This is a genomic window from Pedobacter polysacchareus (genome assembly GCF_019802255.1).
Taxonomy (GTDB): domain Bacteria; phylum Bacteroidota; class Bacteroidia; order Sphingobacteriales; family Sphingobacteriaceae; genus Pedobacter; species Pedobacter polysacchareus.
On sequence record NZ_JAHYSS010000003.1, the window covers coordinates 401,787 to 423,050 of the forward strand.

Annotated in this window: 14 protein-coding genes; 5 read left to right on the forward strand and 9 right to left on the reverse strand. The window is 42.4% G+C overall.

The genetic code is table 11. The annotated features are described in order from the left end of the window. Positions 1-42: 42 nt before the first annotated feature. The 5 genes from K7X70_RS09435 to K7X70_RS09455 are packed head-to-tail and all read left to right on the forward strand — an operon-like array spanning position 43 to position 3,423. Positions 43-624 (forward strand): flavodoxin, encoded by a 582-nt coding sequence (locus K7X70_RS09435; RefSeq protein WP_255607035.1) that lies wholly within the window; start codon positions 43-45, stop codon positions 622-624. 44 nt (positions 625-668) lie between these two features. Further along, positions 669-1,682, forward strand: a complete 1,014-nt coding sequence (locus tag K7X70_RS09440) for an alpha/beta hydrolase (RefSeq protein WP_255607037.1) — start codon at positions 669-671, stop codon at positions 1,680-1,682. 50 nt (positions 1,683-1,732) lie between these two features. Then, on the forward strand, positions 1,733-2,179 hold the full coding sequence (locus K7X70_RS09445) for a nuclear transport factor 2 family protein (protein WP_222536820.1): 447 nt from the start codon (positions 1,733-1,735) through the stop codon (positions 2,177-2,179). A gap of 34 nt (positions 2,180-2,213) precedes the next feature. Beyond that, positions 2,214-2,930 (forward strand): carboxymuconolactone decarboxylase family protein, encoded by a 717-nt coding sequence (locus tag K7X70_RS09450; protein ID WP_222536821.1) that lies wholly within the window; start codon positions 2,214-2,216, stop codon positions 2,928-2,930. A 1-nt stretch (position 2,931) separates the two neighbouring features. Then, positions 2,932-3,423, forward strand: a complete 492-nt coding sequence (locus tag K7X70_RS09455) for a cupin domain-containing protein (RefSeq protein WP_222536822.1) — start codon at positions 2,932-2,934, stop codon at positions 3,421-3,423. A gap of 113 nt (positions 3,424-3,536) precedes the next feature. Here K7X70_RS09455 and K7X70_RS09460 read toward each other — a convergent pair whose 3' ends face one another. From K7X70_RS09460 to K7X70_RS09500, 9 genes are all read right to left on the reverse strand, one after another. After that, positions 3,537-4,328: a sterol desaturase family protein gene (locus tag K7X70_RS09460; protein ID WP_255607040.1), complete on the reverse strand. Its 792-nt coding sequence runs from the start codon at positions 4,326-4,328 to the stop codon at positions 3,537-3,539. 1 nt (position 4,329) lies between these two features. After that, the gene (locus K7X70_RS09465; RefSeq protein WP_222536823.1) at positions 4,330-6,618 is read right to left on the reverse strand and encodes a Gldg family protein; all 2,289 of its coding nucleotides are present in this window, start codon (positions 6,616-6,618) and stop codon (positions 4,330-4,332) included. A 10-nt stretch (positions 6,619-6,628) separates the two neighbouring features. Next, a complete protein-coding gene (locus tag K7X70_RS09470; protein WP_222536824.1) occupies positions 6,629-9,481 on the reverse strand; it encodes a M16 family metallopeptidase in 2,853 nt (950 codons plus the stop codon). After that, positions 9,420-12,089: a MutS-related protein gene (locus K7X70_RS24410; protein WP_255607041.1), complete on the reverse strand. Its 2,670-nt coding sequence runs from the start codon at positions 12,087-12,089 to the stop codon at positions 9,420-9,422. The genes K7X70_RS09470 and K7X70_RS24410 overlap by 62 nt, the downstream gene beginning before the upstream one ends. Beyond that, positions 12,089-14,398 (reverse strand): Gldg family protein, encoded by a 2,310-nt coding sequence (locus tag K7X70_RS09480; RefSeq protein WP_222536825.1) that lies wholly within the window; start codon positions 14,396-14,398, stop codon positions 12,089-12,091. Before K7X70_RS09480 ends, K7X70_RS24410 begins: the two co-directional genes overlap by 1 nt. 14 nt (positions 14,399-14,412) lie before the next feature. After that, complete coding sequence (locus K7X70_RS09485; RefSeq protein ID WP_222536826.1) at positions 14,413-15,336, reverse strand: ABC transporter ATP-binding protein; 924 nt, start codon at positions 15,334-15,336, stop codon at positions 14,413-14,415. Positions 15,337-15,399: 63 nt separating this feature from the next. Continuing rightward, positions 15,400-16,158: a DUF4397 domain-containing protein gene (locus tag K7X70_RS09490; RefSeq protein WP_222536827.1), complete on the reverse strand. Its 759-nt coding sequence runs from the start codon at positions 16,156-16,158 to the stop codon at positions 15,400-15,402. An 18-nt stretch (positions 16,159-16,176) separates the two neighbouring features. Further along, a complete protein-coding gene (locus K7X70_RS09495) occupies positions 16,177-17,622 on the reverse strand; it encodes a RagB/SusD family nutrient uptake outer membrane protein (RefSeq protein ID WP_222536828.1) in 1,446 nt (481 codons plus the stop codon). 11 nt (positions 17,623-17,633) lie between these two features. Continuing rightward, on the reverse strand, positions 17,634-21,086 hold the full coding sequence (locus K7X70_RS09500; RefSeq protein WP_222536829.1) for a SusC/RagA family TonB-linked outer membrane protein: 3,453 nt from the start codon (positions 21,084-21,086) through the stop codon (positions 17,634-17,636). Positions 21,087-21,264: the final 178 nt, after the last annotated feature.

The following is a 21,264-nucleotide window of genomic DNA, read 5'->3' on the forward strand; positions in this document are numbered from 1 at the left end:
TCATTTAAAACATGTTGCCTATCCCTGTTTACGCTGTTGCAGATGTTATCATCCTGTTCAAGGGCTCAGGAAACGGCTCCGCGATTCACTGAATTGTTAAAAGACAAAAAGGTCTTGATCGTTTATTTATCAAGGACCCAAAACACCAAGGCTGTAGCTGAAATTATCCATAAGAAAGTGGGAGGCGATCTCGTTGCATTAGAGTTGGTAAATCCCTATCCTGACCATTACCAAACTACTGTGGATCAGGTAGCTTCGGAAAATTACAGCGACTTTTTACCAGCACTAAATACGAAAATTGACCATATAGAAAAATACGACCTGGTATTTATCGGTTTTCCGACCTGGGGAATGCAGCTGCCACCTCCCGTCAAAAGCTTTTTGAAACAATATAACCTGACTGGAAAAACAGTCATCCCCTTTAATACCAATGCTGGATATGGCATCGGCAGCAGTTTTGAAACCCTTAAAAAATTATGTCCCGATAGTAAAATATTGGAAGGTTTCATTACTAATGGCGGAAAAGAGAAAGAAGGCATTTTATTCGTTATGAAAGGCGACAAAGAAAAACAGGTCCAGGCTGAGCTGCAAAGCTGGTTAAAGAAAATAGGCCTGATAAATTAAAAATAAGTATGAAAAAGATAAGATTAACCCTAATAGTCATGTTTATGATCACAAGCATTATTTCTTCTGCTCAAACTACATCAAAAAACCCCTTCGGATTGGTTTATGGTGGTGCTATTACAGAAAATATATCCAGAAAATTGAATATTCATCCTGTCACCTACAAACTGAATGGGATAGACATTGCAGCAAATGTGTATACCCCGGCAGGTTATGGTCCCACAAAGAAATACCCGGCAGTAGTGCTTGCTCATCCCAATGGCGGCGTGAAAGAACAGACTACCGGTTTATATGCGCAACGTCTGGCAGAATCCGGTTATATCACTATTACTGCCGATGCAGCTTATCAGGGTGCAAGTGGTGGAAAGCCGCGTAACGTAGATAAACCTGCAAATCGTATTGAAGATATTCATGGAATGGCCGACTTTATTAGCCAGTATCCCGGAGTGGACCTAAATCGCCTTGGTGTTTTAGGAATCTGCGGTGGCGGTGGTTATACCTTAAAGGCCGCACAGGGTGATAAACGCTTTAAAGCTGTAGCGACTTTGAGTATGTTTAATTCCGGTGAGGTAAGACGTAATGGTTTTCAGAATTCCCAGCTCACTACGATTCAGGATCGGTTAAAGCAAGCTTCAGATGCCCGTGCACAGGAAGCCGCTGGAGCAGAAGTAATTTATACCGGTCTGGTCATGCCAACAGATGAAGAAATTGCCAAGATCCCAACGGATCTATATCGTGAAGGATTTATTTACTATTACAGAACCCATGCACATCCCAACTCTACCTTTAAATATACGTTAAGCAGCCTGCTGGATTTAATGACTTTTGATGCCGCCACCAATATGGATTTGATCATTCAACCCCTATTGATGATTGCAGGAAGCAAAGCCGATACAAAATACATGACAGATGAAGCATTCGTAAAAGCGAGCAATGCAAAAACTAAAGAATTATTTGTGATTGATGGAGCCACACATATCGAAACTTACTGGAAACCTAAGTACGTAAATCAGGCGGTCACTAAACTGGTTAATTTCTTTGATCAGCACCTCCAATAAAAGCTGACCAGAACACATTCATTCTATTATAAACGCTATAAACAGACCATATGAAATCATTAACGATCGGACTATTCCTAATGCTAACGGGTACACAATTCTCTTTTGCACAAAGCCCTGCTGCAGAGCAGGAAATTATTAAACTTTCCAAAGATAAATGGACCTGGATGGCCGACAAAAACATCGAGGTTCTGGATAAACTCTTTCATGAAAAATCAGTGTTTGTTCACATGGGCGGATCCTGGGGGAAACAGCAGGAAATCAACGTCATAAAATCTGGAAACATTTGGTACAAAAAAGCGGACATCCATGAGGTATCGCTCAACATCATCGAAAACACCGCCATTCTTTTAAATAGGATTGATCTGCTGGCCGTTGTCGGTGGAAATGAAGTGACCAACCCATTTATGGTGACCGAAGTGTATATCAAACAAGAGGGAACATGGAAACTGGGCTCCCTATCGTTTACAAAGTTGATGAGCCAAGGGGGAAAATAAGAGCTTAACTGTGCAAAAAACAAAGAGATCAACTATGAAACAACATCACATCATCATCGCATTAATCCTCATATTAAGTGCTTTTTCCCTGATGTTGCAAGCTCAAAATATGAGTTTGAATTCGAAAGAGAAAAGTATCATTCGCATTGCGGCTTCAACGGGAAAAGGTGATTTAACAAAGCTCAAGACTGAACTGAACAAAGGACTAGAAGCAGGGCTAACCGTCAACCAGATTAAAGAAAGCCTGATCCATATCTATGCCTATGCCGGTTTTCCACGCAGTATTCGTGGCTTACAGACCTTCATGGCGGTACTAGAAGAGCGCAAAAAAAAGGGCATCAATGATCTAATCGGCGCTGAAGCATCACCTACCCATGATGAACGCAGCAAGTACGTGCGCGGTAAAGCCATATTGAAAGAATTGACCGGCATAACTGAACCCGCTAAAAAAACCGGTTATGCCGCTTTTGCTCCTGAAATAGAGATATTCCTTAAAGAACATTTGTTTGCCGATATTTTTGAACGCGATGTACTCAGCTACACCGAAAGAGAATTGGTCACCATATCCGTTCTAAGCAGTATTGCTGGAGTTGAACCGATGTTAAATTCTCATTTGAATATTTGTCTGAACCTGGGTTTAACCCCAAGCCAGCTGCAGGGATTTTTGAATGTGATCAAATCAAACATTGGGAAAAATGAATTTGAATCAGCCAAAACAGTGTTAAACAATGTACTTAAAAACAAAAAGTAAAATGAAGTATGTCATAAAAATCAACCTAGCCTGCTTATTGGCCCTATTTTATTCCTGCAACTGCAGCTCCATAGAAAACACTGCCAAAACGAAAAAAACATCACTTATTTTCCCTCAGGGAGATAAAAATACAACTGATAATTTTAAAGGTGAAGTATGGGTGAAATCCCTGATCGATGCCGATAGCTTAAATGAGAATGCTGTTGGCAATGTGACTTTCGCTCCTGGCGCAAGAAGCAAATGGCATTTACACCCCGCCGGACAAATATTACTCGCCACTGATGGAGTTGGTTATTATCAGGAAAAAGGACAGCAGAAAATCATACTGCGCAAAGGAGACGTGATCAAATGTTCACCAAATGTAGCCCATTGGCATGGGGCAAATGCAGATACTGCATTTGTCCAGGTAGCGATTACGGGAAGACAAAATGGTCCTACAAAATGGCTGGAAAGTGTGACCGAGGAAGATTATAAGAGTTTAAACCGCAAATAATAAAATCATCCATTATACTTCAAGGTCTTTAAACAAGTAGGCTAATACATTTACAATTAAACCCGCATCTAAAATTTAGCATGCGGGTTAGGTTTAATTTGGTTGTTTAATTCTTAATCAGATGAAGGACCCCTTTGCAATTTCCCAAATCGCTGCTCCTGCATCCGGTCGTAATCTTTCACATAATCCGGATGTTCCGTTTTCATCCATCTGTCCCATACCCTTAAATACAATCCATAATTCCCTTTAAACTTCTGATGGTGCAGATTATGGAAAGTAGAAGTATTTACGATTTCGAATAAGAAAGTATTTCGGAAACCCTTAGGCATAATTTCATAGCCCAAATGTCCGTAAACGTTGATTATAAAAGAGGAAAAGGCGAACAGCGCCAAGGTGATCGGATGCAAAGGCAAGGCAAAAACCAATACAATCATCACTGATCCTTCCGCTATGGCTTCCAGAAAATGAAAAGAATAGGAAGTCCATGGAGAAGGATTGGTACTTTGATGGTGGACCAGATGTGTGGCCTTAAACAGCCTTTTATGGTGTAAAATCCGGTGCATCCAGTAGAAATAAGTGTCATGAACCAATAAGGTCAGCAATAAACTTACCGGAATCCACCATATTGGGTACGCCTGTAAATCGGTATAGATTAACGTATATCCACGGATTCCTTCGGAGAGCGCGATGATGGCCATGATGGCCAGCACCAAGCTAGATACCGAAGAATGCAGGATTTCCCGCAGGAAATCAGCCTTACCCGCCAGCTTGCCCTGAATTTTATTTCGCAGTAATCTTTTGGGAAAAAGCAGGTAAAAAACTAAAAAAAAGATGCCTGCGATGGTAAAATATCGACCTATAGTGAGGAGAAATGCCCAGCTAATATTTTCAAACAATTGGTTCATATTATTTACGTTTTCTGCGAATCAGGATCACGAGTCCAAGCAGGAAGATTACTCCTGGGATTACGCCATAATAAAGTATTTGTAAGGTTTTTGCACTAGTCTTAGTCAGTGTTGTAGCATTGTCTTTTGGATCAGGCCTGCTCGTATCTATCGGAAATTCTCCGTAGGCGAACCATTTGAAAATACCTAAAGCAAAACCGCTATTGATGGTCTGCATATTCATCCTTGACAACTCCGCATTGCTTAAAAAGTCGGCATCTCCAGAAACCATGATTCTTTGTTCTTTATTGTTGCGATTTCTGGTCAGCATCAAAGCAGTAGGAAAGCTTCCTTTCTGATCTCCCGCTTGCGAATTAAATACTGCGGCTGCCGAATCCAATACCAGTTTGCCATTTTTCAGCCAGCTGCTTTCCGGGTTGGTCATCAACAAAGGATGAGCGGTAAATGATCCTTCAGGATTATAGGCTAAAGCTGCTGCTCCTGGCATAGAAACTACCCATTTCCGTAAATAATAAGGCTGTAATTCCGGAGTCATCGCCACTGCGCCAGCCGATAAATTTGGCGTGACCAGATCATTTGAGAAATCTTTGCTCTCCTGAACCAAGGTTCCCTCCAGCATTTTAACTCCCAGGGAATCCAGTAAGGGATTGATCACGCTTTGTTTACCGGCCTCTCCGGCAAGCATCAAATTTCCTCCCTGATCGATATATCTCTGGAGTTTAGCCATAGCCCGCTGACTAAAAGCCACTTTAGGATCTGCAATCACCAATGCTGCGATACCTGCAGGAATCTCTGCATTTTCTAAAGAAACACTGTCTACATCGAATCCTTGATTCACCATTGAGCCTCTGCTTAGCTTGGTATTAGCCAAAGTTTTATAATCTCTGTCCCCTACTTTATTCATGCTGCGCTGATAACCGTCTGTTGCAAAAACAACTTTAGGCGCATTCACAATCAGTCGTTTTAGGGCTGCGCCGGTTTCCGCTTCTTTCGGCCAGAAATAACTATCTGGAGAAAAGGTACGTAAGAAAGTAGTTTTACCCTTATACTTTAGCTGCATCACCACACGTGCATTTTCACCCTCCAGATTGATTTTTCTCTTGATTTCTTCAGGTGCGAAAAACTTACGCAGGTCCAGTTTATTCAGGTTAGACATGAACATTACGTAATGACTAAAAGTAAAATTCTGCTGTTTCAATTGTTCGGTGATCCCGGGAATGCTATCGTAATAGTACACCCATTTCAACTTTATATTGGGTTTAAAGCGCAGGTAAGGTTCCCATCGGGCAATATCAGCAATCCGCTGATTCGGCTTAGCTTGGTTGTAAGAATCTTCGAGACCGTTGATATATTCGGTCATTTCCACAGGTTCGTCACCCATCTTTTTAAGGATTTCCTGCGTATTTTTGCTAATCGTATTCTGCTTGGTGGCCGTGGCATCGTAATACCCAATCATCTGCTGACGGGAGCTGACGTAAGTAATCGTCAAACCGACCAATAGAATCAATGCATACCTCATTGCTTGCTGCCATACGGTTTTCGACACCCGCTCCAATTCCAGTTTAGTAATCGTTAAAGCGAGAAACATCCCGGAAATCACCAGGTAATAGATGACATCGCGGCTATTCAGCAATCCAGACATCATTCTTGCCGTACGATCCGGCATAGACAGACTATGGGTCAGGTCACGGATAAAATCGATCCCCTGTCCTACTCTGCCAATATAATTCATAAAAGCCAGCGCCACAAAAGTACTGATCGCGGCTACCGCCTGATAAGTGGTTAAGCTGGATACAAAAATCCCTATCGCTGCAAAAGTGTTGAGCATTAAATAAATGGCTAGTAATGCCACTAAAATATGCGGGTAGTCAAAATGAGGGATATAAATCGCGCCAACCAGTACAAACAGGCAAATTACAGCGATGATCATGAGGTTGTACACCATCATGGCCAGAAATTTTCCGTAGATCACCTGGCTTAATTTCACCGGAGAAGAATACAGCAATTTTATACTTCCACTACTGGTTTCCCTACTGATGATGCCCATGGTAATCAAGGGAATATAGAGGTACAATTTATCCAGAATCACACTAAGTACACCGAAATATTCCGGATTGATAAATAGCTTATCTGTGAGCGCGCTGAGTCCTGCTCCACGGGCCAAATCAGGTAACCTGGGGGTAAAATCCATACTCATCTGCACGAATAAGATGAACAGCATGAGCCAGGCAATTGGTGAATAGAATAGCAGACTAAGTTCCAGTCTGGCTATTTGTATAATTTTCTTCATAGGGTTATCATCAAGGGTTAGTTTTTTCAGGCATTAAAACCAGTTTCACATAGTTTTTATCCTGAATGTATTTTGCAGCTGCTTCCTGAACAGATTTTGTACTGATGCCATTTAAAGCATTCCCATACTCAAAAAACTGGTTCAGAGATTCATTGTTCATCACTTGCGAAGCCAGGTAATCCATCCAGAATTCATTGTTCCTGGCCCCTGTTTCCAGTCCGACTTTACGTGCGGCTTTAAACTTCTGCAGGTTTTCTGCGGAAGGACCTGATGTTCTCATTTTGTTGAGTTCATCTTGTACTGATGCAGTCAGTTTTTCTACATTCTTAGGCGCACAGTCGAAAGAGATGACCAATGCAAACCTGCTTTTCGGATATTTAGATAAACTGAGCTGTACATTTGGGGTATAAGTTCCAGCCTCTTGATCACGAAGACGCTGCGTCAGACTAATAGTTAAAGCATCCGCTATGGCATTCATTTTAATTGTGTGCTCAAAATTGTAATCGAAGTCGCCTGAATATGCCATAATTACACTTGATTTCTGTTCTGTGCCTTTATACACGGTTTTAGCAATCCTTCCGGCAGGAATGTTAATACCAAGATCCTTTGCCTTTTCCACCGCTCCTGTCGAAGACAGGGAGCCCAGGTATTTTTCCAATAATGGTTTCAGTTTTTCGGCTGCTATATTTCCTACAAAAAGAAAGGTAAAAGCTGCAGCATTGCCAAAACGTGCTTTATAAATTTCAAAAGCGCGGTCTAGCCGGATTGCTTCCAGGCGACTGATGCTTTGTGGTTTTTTACGACTGCTGTAATTTCCCAAAACCAGGTTTACCGTGTCCATAAACACCTGTGATCGACTATCTTCTCTATTGAGCAGCTGCTCTTTTGCTCTTCCGATCAGGGTCTGAAAAGACTCCTCGTCCTTGCGGGGTTCCATAAAATATGCATGCAGCAGCTCCAGCGTAGCTGGCAAGTCTTCTTTTGTGGTACTGCCATTAAATCCCTGGTACTGATCCAGCATAAAAGGGCTCAGCTGAACCTTTTTTCCGGTCATAATTTTCCCCAGCTGCAAGGCATTATAATTACCAGCGCCCGCAGCAGCAATAATATTTGCCGCATTCAGGGCACTTTCATAATCTGCATCGCCAGATAAAGAGGTTCCCCCTGCTGCAAAGCCTTTGATCAGGAGCTGATCATTCTGGAAGTCTGTCTTTTTCAACAAGACCGTCATTCCATTGCTCAGTTTGATCTTTTGAACATCAGCTGGTTTAATCTCTTCAATAGCAGTAATCTTTCCTGAAACAGGTTCTTTTTTAAGCAGCGGAAGGTCTAATTCCTCTTCTTCTACAGGAGGTAAATTTTGCGCATATACGCTTTCTATCCATTTCAGCAGGGTCGCTTCATCCGGAAGAAACGTTTTATTATAAGCAGAAGATTTCACAATGATGTCCCGATCCTCAGCTTTCATGTACGACTTCATCAGGTTATTGATTTCATCCAATGCAACCTCAGGAAGTAATTCTTTCGCCAGTTCTGCCTCTTGAACGATTCCTGGAGCGGCATTCCCTGTTAAAAAATGCTGGAGATAAGGTTTGATCAGTACTTCAGAACTGGTCTTGTCTTTTTCTCTCAGAGCTTCATCCATTTGGAACTGATAGGCTTTTTTCACCCTTTCCAATTCTGATTTTGTAAAGCCTTGTTCTTCCATCTGACGAAGTTCCAGCCATACACTTTTCAAAGCCTGTTCGGTCTCTCCTGGCTTAGTGCTCAGGTTCACAGAGAAGGAAGTTAATCCACCAGAAAGCGGTGTAAAACCGACAATAGGCAGTCTTCTAAACCGGATACTCACCAGCTCTGCCAGCAATCTCTGCTTCAAATCTGCACGGTAATCTGCCTTTGTCCTGATGGTATCCGCCAACTGTTTCTTCATGATCTCTAAAGAGACTCCGGAAAATTCTGAGTCTATGAACTGCATATATTGGTTTTTACCGGTCAGGCTGACGCGATAAGCCGGACGCGCTGTTGATTTTTCCGGGTTCTTCAAGTCTGAGAATTTGGCCTTGATGTCTTTCTCCATCTGCTCTACATCCACATCTCCGACCACCAAAATAGCCTGAAGATCTGGGCGATACCATTCTTTATAAAAACTTCGGATTTCTTCCGGTGTCACTTTTAGCAATACTTCTGCTGTTCCGATCGGCAAACGCGAACCATAACGGGAATTATTGGTGTAAAAAGGCAGACTTTTCTCCTGTAAACGCTGTGCAATTCCCTGACGGAAACGTTTTTCTTCCAGGATGACATGACGCTCACGTTCCACATCTTCCGCCTCCATATTGGCATCCTGCGCCCAATCGCGCATGATCTGCAGGCCATTGTCCAGTAATTCCGGATCATCCGAAGGTAATGGAAGCTGGTATACCGTTTCATCAAAACCAGTATTGGCATTGATGTCTGCTCCAAAACGCACCCCTGATTTTTCCAGGTAATTGGAGAGCTCTTTTTTAGGAAAATGTTTGGTTCCATTAAAGTTCATGTGTTCCACAAAATGGGCGATGCCCCTTTGCTGATCTGTTTCCAGAATAGATCCTACTTTATTGGCCAGGTACATCGTGACCCTTTTTTCCGGTGTTTTATTTTTGCGGATATAATAGGTAAAACCATTAGGGAGTTTACCCATTCTTAGTTCTGGATCAAGCAGCAATGGCTGTGCATCCTGACTGGTTTTACAGGCAAAAGGAATACAAAGCGCCGCAAGAAATAAAAAGCTTAAATATTTATATTTGATGAACATGATGCGGTTATAAAGAAGATTTTTGAATGACCTGATGATTTCCTTTAATGATGTCAACGATCTTTTCATTTTCAATGATGATCATACCTTGTCTGTCGGTAGTAATACCGGAAGCCAGCGTATACGGATAAGTAGGTACCCCATCTTTCATCAGGGTAGGCAGGAAGGAGAATTGCATATTATCACATTGTTTCCCTAAAGCTTCCCCAACTTCAATAATGTGTGTAGAGACCACAAAGAAACTGTTCCTGTTTGCTGCAAAAGCTTTTGTGACGGCCAGTGTGGCATCATAAGCATCTTTTACATTGGTTCCTTTAAACAATTCATCAAACAAAACGTACAGATCCAGGGATTTACTCACTGCTTTAGCCACAGTTTTGGTACGCAATACTTCCGCATAAAAATGGCTGTAGCCCATATCCAGGTTATCAGAAACATTGATCGAAGAGAACAAACCATCTTTCACTGAAAACTCCATATATTTTGCCGCTACGGGGAAGCCCATATGGGCGAGATAAAGCCCAATTCCCATAGACTTCATGAAAGTAGATTTCCCAGCCATGTTAGCACCGGTTAAAAACAGGACGTTGCGGTCCTTCGTTAAATGCAGGTTATTCGCGATCCCATTTCTCAATCCGGGATGGCGGAAAGCCTGCATATTCAGCACCATTTGATCGGCAGGTAATGCTGTGGCATACACAAAATCATTTTCGGCGGCAACTGCGGCTACACCTATAAATACATCCAGCTCATAAATGAGTTTCAGCAACGTTTCCATCTGGTTCATCATCGCATGACGAATCACATGATCGTTTTTAATCAGCTGCATTAAGGAAGGCTGCTCGGCTCCTTTCCTAAGGATAGCCTGTAACCTGCTATCCTGAAGGATATTCAGGGCAGTGTCCAGATATTGTTGATATACGCCAACACCAGCTTTTCCTTTCAGCTCCGAGAAGAACTCCTGAAATGCCTGTAAAACTTCAATCGTCACCGATTGTCCGGCTTGTAACTGCAGTAATTCTGCACTATGGAAAAGCGTTTGCTGGAATTTCTTGGTAAAGATGCCCCAGGCCACACTTGGCAATGCTGCCCCTGCTCCACCAGCCAGGTAATCCTCCATCGACTCCACCTGCGAGCGGATCACTGGAAAAATCACCCGGTGCTGCTGGAAAAACGCGAATAAAGCACTGCGTTTATTAATCAGTTCCGGCTGGTTCAAAGGCTGGGCAAACATTCCTTCCAATACCTGCTCTCCACCCCTCGTTTGCAGGCGATTGAACAGGCTGTAAATAGATTGCTGTTTAAACTTCCCCTGCAAATTCAGATCCTCAATAGTTTGCTGATCGGCAGTTAGATTTTGTTGTATCTTTTTAGCTTCTTTTTGATCACTGATCAGCTCCAGTACCCCTTCATTATTGATGATGATCATCCCATGTCTATCGTCGGTAATCCCTTCTGTTAGCGTATAGGTATAAACCGGTTTGCCATTCTCCATTCGGGTAGGCAAATAGCGAAAAATCATATTGCTGCATTTCTGCTGTAATACTGCACCCGCTTCCATAATGTGTGTAGAAATCACAAATAAGGAATGTGGCTTACTGGCAAAAGCTTCCATGATGGCAATGGTGCCTTCGTAAGCATCTTTCACATTGGTTCCACGAAACAGCTCATCGAAAACGACAAACAGGTTCTTTCCGGCACCAAGTTCAACCGCTACTTTTTTCACCCTCAGCACTTCTGCATAGAAATGGCTGGCGCCCATGGCCAGGTTATCCGGCAGGTTAATGGTGGTGTACATGCCATCACATACGGAAAACTCCATTTGCTTTGCCGCAATTGGAAAGCCAAGGTGTGCCAGATACATCGCAATGCTGAGTGATTTCATAAAGGTAGACTTCCCTGCCATATTGGCCCCTGTAAGGAACACAATATTGCTGTCTGGGCTCATCTCCAAAGCATTGGTCACCGGTTTATTTAGCAAGGGGTGGCCCAGACCTTCCAGCTTTAAGCGGTTGGCATCACGCTTTAATGCTGTAGCGAAGCAATAGCCTCTTTCTTCAGCTACCCTGGCGATAGAAATATATACATCCAGGTGGTAAATATGCTGCAGGATTTTCTCCATCAGCGGACGCTGCTGAAAGCGTAAAATATTGTCGTACTCTACAATTTTACCTGAAGAGATTTTTCCTTTTCCATGGTCTGCAAAGATGATTTCCAATGCTCTGGAATTGACAAGTTCCAGGATTTTCTCTACTTCTTTTCCATAAGGATGGTCTGCAACTTTTGGCTGAATTTCCAGCATAAAGCTTTTCAATCCTTGAAGAATTTCCGTTAATGCGGTGACGCTTTCTCCGGCCGCTTTAAAATCTGCCATACTGAAGCCCTGATTAGAAAGGCGGCTCCGGGGATCGGTATTGGCCAGGTATCTTTCTGCTTCTTCAAAACGGTTTCCCTGTAAAGGAAAAACAGCTTTATTTCCCTGAAAATACCGCAGGATGGCCACCCTTTCATTGATTAATTTCTCGTCGGAAAGCGGATTCCGAAACAGGTCTTCCAGTAATGAAGCCCCACCTTGGGTATAGGTTTTATTAAAAATATGGTAGATCGAATCACTCCCCGATTTGGAGAAGATATTCAGATCATCGATCGTTTGTTTATCAGTTATAAAGCTCATCATTATTTACGTTTTCTGCGAATCAGGAGCACCATTCCAAACAGGAATATGGTGCCTGGAATCAGTCCATAATACAATATTTCTAAAGTGCTGACACCAGTTTTGCTCAGCAGTAATTTGTTATCTCTGGATTCTGGACGGGACATATTTACAGGGAATTCCCGATGAACAAACCAGCTAAAAATACTGACACCAAAACTGCCGTTCAGCACCTCTATATTACTTCTGGTCAACTCTTTATTACTAAAGAAATCGGCATCACCAGCTACGATAATCCTTTGCTCTTTATTTTTCAATTTCCTGGTCAGCATCAATGCAGTAGGAAAAGCACCTTTTTGATCACCATTTTTGGCATCAAATACCAAAGCCGCAGAATCCAGTACAAACTGTCCCTTTTTAATCCAGGCAGTCTTTTCATTGGTCATTAAAAGCGGCTGAACGTTGAAGGCCCCGGTAGGGTGATCGCTTAATGCTACTGCGCCAGGCATCGCTATTTTCGCTTTTTCTTTATAAGCTTTTTCTAAATCCGGTGCCATCAGCACAGCCCCTGCAGCTAGTGTTGGCGTCACCAATCCATAAGAAAAGTCTGTACTGCTTTGTACGAGCGTTCCTTCCAGCATTTTTACGCCCAGGGAATCCAGTAAAGGATTCACTATAGATTGTTTACCTGGCTCTCCAGCAATCAAAAGGTTCCCACCATCTGCTATATATTGCTGTAGTTTAGCTCTTGCAGCTGGACTAAACTGAACTCTGGGGTCACCGATTACCAATGCGGCAATGCCGTTTGGAATCTGGCCATTCTCCAGAGAAATACTGTCTATATCAAAACCGAAATTGATCATCGAAGACCTGCCAGATTTATTGTTGGCCAGCATCTTATAATCCCTGTCGCCCAATTTATCCATGCTCCGCTGATACCCATCTGTTGCAAAAACAACTTTTGGAGGAGTTACAATTAAACGTTTCATCGCTGCTGCAATTTCAGGCTCATTCGGCCAGAAAGTAGCATCGTCAAAAGTCCTCAGGAAAGTAGTTTTCCCTTTATATTTCAGCTGAAAAACCAACCTGTCATTTTCGCCGCGCAAGTCTACCTGTTTACGGATCTCTTGTGGATTTAAAAACCCAGCAGTATCGATTTCGAAGGCCTTGGCACGTTCTGAGAATAATGTTTTTAAGCTTTTCCCCTGGTTCATGATATAGAACTGAGGATCCCGATAATCATAATAATAAACCCATTTCAGGTTGATGTTAGATTTGAAACGGAGGTAAGGTTCCCATCGGGCGGTGGCTGGAATACGGCTCACAGGTGCTGCAAAACTATAAGAACCATGTAAGCCATTCACATAAGCGGTCACTTCCAGCGGCTCCTCACCCATCTCTTTTAAAATCTCCTGAGTCGCTTTAACAATCGTATTTACTTTGGTATAAGTTGCATCATAATAGACAATTGACGGCTGACGGGAGCTTAGGTAGGCGACCGACAAGCCAATGATCAATACCAGCAGGTACCTGCCCGCATGGTAAAGGAAAGGTTTGCTGACCCTCCCCAATTGTAATCTAACAATTGTAAAGCCGATAAAAATCCCTGAAACCACAAGGTAATAGATCACATCACGGCTGTTTAAAAGACCGGCAACCATGCGTTCCGCCCTGCTTGGCATAGAAAGACTGTAAGTCAGGTCGCGCACAAAATCCAGACTTTGTCCGAAATTACCGATGTAATTCATAAAAGCCAGTACGGCAAAAGTACAGATCGCTGCCACCACCTGATAAGTGGTTAAGCTGGACATAAATATCCCAATTGCGGCATAGGCACTCAGCAGTAAAAAAGTAACCAGTAAAGCCACCAAGGGGTGTGGATAATCGAAATTATCAATAAATAAAACTCCAACAATCAGGAAAAGCCCCATTAAAGCGATGATCACCAGGTTATACACCAGCATGGCGAGAAATTTCCCATATACCATATGACTCAGCTTTACCGGCGAAGAATACAGCAATTTAATCGTTCCGCTGCTGGTTTCCCGGCTGATCATTCCCATCGTTACGAGCGGAGTGTAGAGATACAAACTGGAAAGAATGCCAAAAAAGATTCCATAAGGAAGATTGCCTACTTTGATGCTGATGGTAAAAAACTTATCCGTCAGGAAAGAAAAAGCAGGAATAAATTGCTGGATATGCTGTATTTCGTCTATCGCCGGAATCAGGTCAAAGCTCATTTGCAGGAACAGGATCATGATGAGCAGCCAGGCTATAGGAGAATAAAATAGCAGGCTCAATTCCAGTCTGGCTATTTGTACTATTTTTTTCATTTGTGTGGTCGTACTTAATTAGAGAATCTGGACAATTGGGCAAAGGTTTCATCTAATGAACTCTTCTCCATATTCAGCTCGCGCAATCGCCATCCTTGCTTTGCACTTTCCAGTACGAGCGTTTCAGAAATGCTGCGATCGCCATTAAAATAGAGTCTGAGCTGTTTTTCAGTCAGGAATTCTACTCTGGTAATGCCTTCAATAGCCAGCAGCGCATCAGCCGCAGGCGCATTTTCCATCAGGACGATCATGCTATGCGGTGCCACATAATTGTCGAAAGCTTCCATGGTATCTGAAAACACAATCCTGCCGCTTTCGATCATGACGATCTGTTTGCACAGGTACTGCACTTCGGTCAGCACATGGGTGGAAAGAATAACCGCACGTTCTGTGGCAATGTCTTTGATCAGTCCGCGGACTTCAATGATCTGATTGGGATCCAATCCATTAGTTGGCTCATCGAATACTACTAATTTTGGATGGTGAATAATCGCTTGGGCAATTCCTACCCTTTGTTTAAAACCACCGGATAAATTCTTGATCAATCGCTTGCTGATCTGTGTCAATCCGCAGCGTTCTTTCACATCATCCATAGCAGATTTCAGGTTTTTGCTATCAATAGAACGTAAAATCCCACAATGTCTGAGGTATTCATCTATCGTTAAATCCATATACAAGGGAGGAGTCTGCGGCAAAAAACCGATCTCCTGTTTCGCCCGTTCAGGCGCTTTGCTCAGGTCGATCCCATTGATAATGACTTCTCCTGCGGTTTGTGACAGCACGCCGCAAAGGATATTCATCGTCGTAGATTTACCCGCTCCATTAGAGCCTAATAAGCCTACAATCCCACTCCTTGGGATCTCTATATTGATGTCACGTATAGCCCAGCTGGTACTATAACGATGCGACAAACCGCTAATACGAACGATTGGTTCCATAGTTAAATATTGGATTAAGAAAATGTATTGGAGAGCAGGCTTTTTTAAGCCTGCTTTTGTGTGTTAATAGTTGTCGAACAAAAAGGTTTTTTGTTTCAGCAGCTCGGAACTTTCCCCAGGTAAGCCAATCAGGGCAATGGTAAAATTCCTGAATCGCCATTTATTTTCAGAGGGCTTTTCCAGTTCTGTCGTTGTATAGCTGCCAAGAAGCTGCTGTGTGGCCTGATCCCGGAATTCAAAAGTGTAGTTGCCGGTTTTTAAAGTTGCAGCATAGCTTTTAAAGTCAGTAATTCCTTTGTAAGCCAATCCTTCTACTTCTTTACGTTCCCCATCTTTAATCAGGTATACATTTACGGGTTTACTTCCGTAAGAGAGGTTGATAAACCGAATGCCAAATGTGCTGTCGGCTGCTTGATGAATGGGTGGAAGATAGGTATCCAGCAAATAGTCAGGATCTTCCTTTTTTCCTAAAAAATATAGCGTATTGATACTGCCTTTTTTTAATTTAAGATGGAGGTCAAATAGCGGTTTATCAGGCGACAGGGTATCCGGGTAGCTGTAAATCGCCAGAGGTTGATCCTCATTGGTAATGGCGTATTTCCCAACTAAATTAAAGACCCCATAATGAAACATCGTAGCGAGACGATAAGGATCTAAAGGTTCAGTTCCTCTAAAGCTAGGCAATAGCCTTAACTCTCCAGGCATCGCATTAAACAGTGTAAGGTGTGTAAGCACGGGTGCCTGTTCCGTTTTTTTGCAGGAAACAAAAGCAAAGCACAGCAGACTGATGAATAAGATATGTTGAAATTTATAAGTTCTCATGTGGTTCAGTTTAGGTGATTAGTAACCAGGATTTTGAGTCAGGTTATTATTTGACTGGATCTCAGAAACAGGAATCGGATACAGCAATTGGTGATCTCCTGCCCAGGGCTGTTTAACCGGAATAACAGAAAGCACATCGTGTGCTTTTCCTGTTCTTTTCAGGTCAAGCCAGCGGTGTCCCCATTCCAAGAAAAACTCTGTTCTTCTTTCTTTCTCAATAGCAAGCATAACCGTTGCTTTGGAAAGTCCCATAGGGAGCTCAGTGAGACCTGCACGGGCACGAATGACATTTAGATCTTTAATTGCCGGATCCAGTTGCTGGTTCCCAAGGGTGATGGCTTCCGCCCTGATTAAGTATTGTTCGGCCAATCTGAGCATGGTGTAATACTCTGTTATTGGCGCATTCACAGCAGAATTCCCTAATCCAATTTTGTATTTATTCACATAATAAGTAGTTGTACCTGCGATATCAATCGGCATCAGCCAGGAAGACTTTCTTTGGTCCTGATTTTCGAAAACCTGCACCAGCTCATCTGCTACACGATAACCATAATATTGTCCGGGTATGACTGAGGGGAAAGCTCTGAAAGCATAACCTTCAGGAGTAGCATTTCCACGGGGAATGATCAGATTGCTCTGCTGTACTTGCCAGATGGCTTCAGTATTGTTCTTTAAAAAGACCTCATTTAGATCCGGCCTCAATTGAAATAACCCACTTTGATCAATTACTTCTGTTGCTGCTGCAGCGGCATTGCTATAATCTCCTGTAAAAAGATACACCCTGGCCAGCATTGCTGTTGCTGCCCATTTATTGGCACGGATACGTTCTCCGAGTTTTGATCCTGAAAAATCCCCGGCCAGGTTTGCTTTGGCATCCTGCAAATCTTTAATTACCTGTGCATACACTTCAGCTTTAGGTGAACGGGTCATTTTAGCCGTCTTATTAAAATCAGCGGAGAGTGCCAATGGTACATCTCCAAAAAGATTCACCAGATAAAAATAGCTGTAGGCCCTCAGAAATTTAGCTTCCGCAGTCAGCTTGATTCTTACCTCGGTATGTAATTTAGCAGAAGTAGAAGCACTTATCCCTTCAATAATGGCATTGGCATTGTAAATATTTCTATAAGCACTAACCCATAATGAGCGAGTGGTGTAGTCTTCTGTTGGTATTTTATTGGTGTAATATGGATTGGGGCTAATGCTGGACAGGCTGAGTTCATCAGCACCCATACTACCTAATGAAGTGGTTAAGCCGTTTCCAAAACTAAGTCCTCCTTCCTCATTAATTAATTGTGAATAGGAACCCGTCATCGCAGAATTTGCCTGAGTGTCATTTTCAAAAACCTTATCCGTAGTAACGGTATTGATGGGATCAGGAATAGCGATCATGTCCTTACAGGAAGCACACATCAGGATTACTGCAGCGACTAAAATATATCGGTTTAAATTTCTTTTAATTGTCATCTCGATAGGAATTAAAAAGTTACGGAAAGGCCACACAAATAGATTTTGGCTGGAGGAAGCGCTCCAAACGTCTGTACATCAGGATCAAAACCTTTGACATTACTGATCACAAATAAATTCTGAGCATTCATATAAATCCTCAGTGATTCTGCGCCTAATTTTTTCGCCCAATTTTGATTCAGGGTATAAGAAAGGGCCAGGTTAGACAGGCGCACATAAGAAACCGTTCTATATCTACCATCAGAATTCGCAAACAAACTTGTTCCCTCATTGAACATCGTGGTTGCTCTTGGATACAGGGCATGGTCACCCGGTGCTTTCCAATAATTTCCCAGGATCTGCCTTGGAAGATTACCTAGGTTTCCAGCATATACGTCTGCGGTGAAATTGGGATCAGCTCCTATAAAATTATTATAATTGAACGTGGTACTCAGACTTAGGTTTTTATAACTGAAATTACTAGTCAAACCGCCAGTAAGTTTTGGCGAAAGGTCTAAGGCCACATATTGGTCACCCTCGCCGGCTAGGCCCGCAGAATTCTGCTCGATGTTGCCGTTCTGATTATAATCTTCAACTTTGTAAATACCAGTCAGCGGATCTACGCCTAAATAATGGAAAAGATATTTGGTATTGATAGATTTGCCCACTTTCAACGTATTCGCAAAAGGGGAATGCGCAATGTCCGGATAAGAAACCAATAGATTCTTGTTTCTGGAAGCGAACAATGCGACCGACCAGTTAAACTTCTCATTTTTAACCAGATCTGCATTCAGCGTTAAGTCCCAGCCCCTATTGTCTACTACTGCAGGCCAGTTGGAAATTACACTTGGAAAACCAGTATAAAGCGGTATAGGGAATTGGGTCAGCTGGTTGTCGCAGCGCTCGCGGTACATATCGAACTGCACATTAATCCGGTTGTCTAAAAACCCAATTTGCAAAGCCCCTTCCATTTTTTTATTCACCTGCCATTGGTAATTTGGGTTTAAGGCCAAAATGCTGGTGAGGGAACTAGAACCATCATAGTCAGGCAATGCATCCGCATAAGCTTTATTTTTAGCCCATTGTGCCAGGTACTTATAATCGCCAATGGCATCGCTGCCCGTTAAGGCATAACTTCCTCTCAGTTTCAGGAAACTAATAAATTCAGGAAGCGCTTTTCTAATGCCTTTTTCTTCAGTTAAAATCCATGCTGCACCAACAGAGCCGAAATTACCGAACTGGTTACCTGGACCAAATCGGGAGGATCCGTCTCTGCGGAAGTTCAGGTTAAGGATATACTTTTCTTCCCATTTATAATTGATCCTGCCAAATACAGCAGCATATTTATAATAACCAACATCTCCCGTAGGATTAAAAGTGGCAGGTGCCAGAAAAACTGATTCTATAAAATCATCGCTCTCATAACCAATAGCGGTTATCGAATTTGACCTGGTTATATTTTTCTGCAAAGATCCACCAAACAGTAAGGAAAGCTGTCCATTGCTAATTTTCATCTTATAATCAAGCTGTGGTTCCACCAGCACATTCATATTGGTATTGCCACCAAAAAACGAAGATCCTGTTGGGTTAGTCAGCGGATCCTGTGCCCGAATATAGCTCAGATATTTATTGGTATTGTTGCTATAATTGTATCCAAAATTGGTAGAAAAACTCAGGTTGTCCAGGATCTCATAACTCAATCGCAGGTTACTGGTGACCATGTGGGTATCAGAAAAGTAGGGATTATCCAATACGCCAAAAGGAAAAGTCACCTTTGAATCCGGAGTAGTTCTCCATGGGCCAAAATTAAACAGGCCATCAGGTCCATAAATATCGGGAGCATTAGGTGGTAATGTAATCATACTTGGGATACCAGTAGTATTCACTGTCGTATAGGTATACATCCCTCCCAAATCTACTTTAAACTTTCTATCTGCAGTTTTATGTCCCAGATTAAAGGCTAATCCCGCTCTTTGATTGCCTCCTGTACTGGTCAGGATTTCGGTTTGTTTCCCATAATTAGCTCCAAGGCGAAATTGGGTTTGTACATCTCCACCGGTTAAACTCATGTTCACATTAGACTGTTTGCCAATATTTCCCCAAAGTAATTTTTGCCAGTCGGTATGTTTATTCTGGTCCCAAAGCACCAGATCAGGTGCATTAGCAACGTCAGGAATAAGGTTGTCATTTTTAAACGCCTCTCTTCTGATTTGCAGGTATTCTGGCGTGCTAAGTACGTCCCAGTGTTTTGTCACTTCACTAAAAGCCTGCTCTACGCCTATTGAAAACTTAGTTGCTCCAGGTCTGCCTTTTTTGGTCGTGATCAGGATGACCCCATTCGCCGCCCTTGAACCATAAATCGCGGTCGCATCACCATCTTTCAAGACTTCAATGCTTTCAATATCTTTACTATTGATGTTAAACATCGGACTTTGACCTCCTGTAGGGGAATGAATATTTTGGGTAATTCCAGTAGATCCTGTCTCGTAACTGGACATTCCACCTACTTCCAGGTTATTTTGAGGTACCCCATCGATCACGTACAAAGGATCTGAAACAAAATTAGGATTAATGGATTTCCTGCCTCTGATTTCTACTTTTACCGGACTGCTTGCATAGCCATTCGTCGGGGTCACGATCACGCCAGGAATCCTGCCCTGTAAAGCCAGTAGTGGATTCATTACCGGCTGTTGCTCTAACTCTTTGGAAGTGATTTTGGAGATGTTACCAGTGCTTAAACGACGATCTGTGGTACCATAAGCCTGCACCATCACTTCATCCAAAAAGGATACTGAGGGCTCTAGCATGATGGTCAGATAAAAGCCTGCAGCTGTTTTCACCACACTCACATCTTTAGAGAATGAACTCGTATTTGGAGGCATTTTTTCAAATTCTCCCAGCCTTACCTGTACGGAATCGAAACCTACTGAACTAAAGGTAATGCTGCTGTTTTCTTCTAGCTTAGGCAAGAAAAACTCCCCCTTAGCATTAGAACCGATGTTTATTTTTCTATTCTTAACTTTAAGGGTGACGCCACTTAAAGGTTCATTCGTCTTTTTGTTGACGATATTTCCACGTATTTCTATATCACCTGCAAAAATTGCTGCAACACGATCCAGAATTGTGGGTGCTTTTGCCTTGAGTAAAACGGTTTTATTTTCAATCTTATAAGTGATCGGCTGGTCGTTAAAACACTTTTCCAGCACCTCTTCTATCGATGCGTTTCTCACAGAAACAGAGATGGGTTTACTGGACTTAATCAATGCTTCACTAAAAAGGAAATCGTAACCACTTTGCGACCGAATATCCTTTAACACCTTCTCCAACTGGGTATTTTTAGTATTCAGGGTAATGCGCTGAGCGAAACTGCTTGCACTTACCTGCATCATTGTAGCTATTAAAATAACGGTGGTGAATCGTATCATTAATAAAATCTTATTCGCATACTTTTTCAGTACGGGTTTGTTCGTATAGGTTTTATACATTTCATCTGGTTTAGGACAAATTCTTAGCGGCCGATGAAACCGTAACATTGTATTAACTCACAATATTTGCTAAGTTTGTTTGTCTGGTTTAGTTGATAGGATCTCAAATTTTTATGAACGTATTCCAGCATCGGTCAGGAGTGTTTCCAGCACTTCTGGCCTCTTTTTTTGGATTACG

What these genes read in the sequence shown, in the direction of transcription:
- K7X70_RS09435 (WP_255607035.1), top strand. Translation starts at nt 43, where the DNA reads ATGTTATCATCCTGTTCAAGGGCTCAGGAAACGGCTCCGCGATTCACT.
- K7X70_RS09440 (WP_255607037.1), top strand. Translation starts at nt 669, where the DNA reads ATGATCACAAGCATTATTTCTTCTGCTCAAACTACATCAAAAAACCCC.
- K7X70_RS09445 (WP_222536820.1), top strand. Translation starts at nt 1,733, where the DNA reads ATGAAATCATTAACGATCGGACTATTCCTAATGCTAACGGGTACACAA.
- K7X70_RS09450 (WP_222536821.1), top strand. Translation starts at nt 2,214, where the DNA reads ATGAAACAACATCACATCATCATCGCATTAATCCTCATATTAAGTGCT.
- K7X70_RS09455 (WP_222536822.1), top strand. Translation starts at nt 2,932, where the DNA reads ATGAAGTATGTCATAAAAATCAACCTAGCCTGCTTATTGGCCCTATTT.
- K7X70_RS09460 (WP_255607040.1), bottom strand. Translation starts at nt 4,328, where the DNA reads ATGAACCAATTGTTTGAAAATATTAGCTGGGCATTTCTCCTCACTATA.
- K7X70_RS09465 (WP_222536823.1), bottom strand. Translation starts at nt 6,618, where the DNA reads ATGAAGAAAATTATACAAATAGCCAGACTGGAACTTAGTCTGCTATTC.
- K7X70_RS09470 (WP_222536824.1), bottom strand. Translation starts at nt 9,481, where the DNA reads ATGAAAAGATCGTTGACATCATTAAAGGAAATCATCAGGTCATTCAAA.
- K7X70_RS24410 (WP_255607041.1), bottom strand. Translation starts at nt 12,089, where the DNA reads ATGATGAGCTTTATAACTGATAAACAAACGATCGATGATCTGAATATC.
- K7X70_RS09480 (WP_222536825.1), bottom strand. Translation starts at nt 14,398, where the DNA reads ATGAAAAAAATAGTACAAATAGCCAGACTGGAATTGAGCCTGCTATTT.
- K7X70_RS09485 (WP_222536826.1), bottom strand. Translation starts at nt 15,336, where the DNA reads ATGGAACCAATCGTTCGTATTAGCGGTTTGTCGCATCGTTATAGTACC.
- K7X70_RS09490 (WP_222536827.1), bottom strand. Translation starts at nt 16,158, where the DNA reads ATGAGAACTTATAAATTTCAACATATCTTATTCATCAGTCTGCTGTGC.
- K7X70_RS09495 (WP_222536828.1), bottom strand. Translation starts at nt 17,622, where the DNA reads ATGACAATTAAAAGAAATTTAAACCGATATATTTTAGTCGCTGCAGTA.
- K7X70_RS09500 (WP_222536829.1), bottom strand. Translation starts at nt 21,086, where the DNA reads ATGTATAAAACCTATACGAACAAACCCGTACTGAAAAAGTATGCGAAT.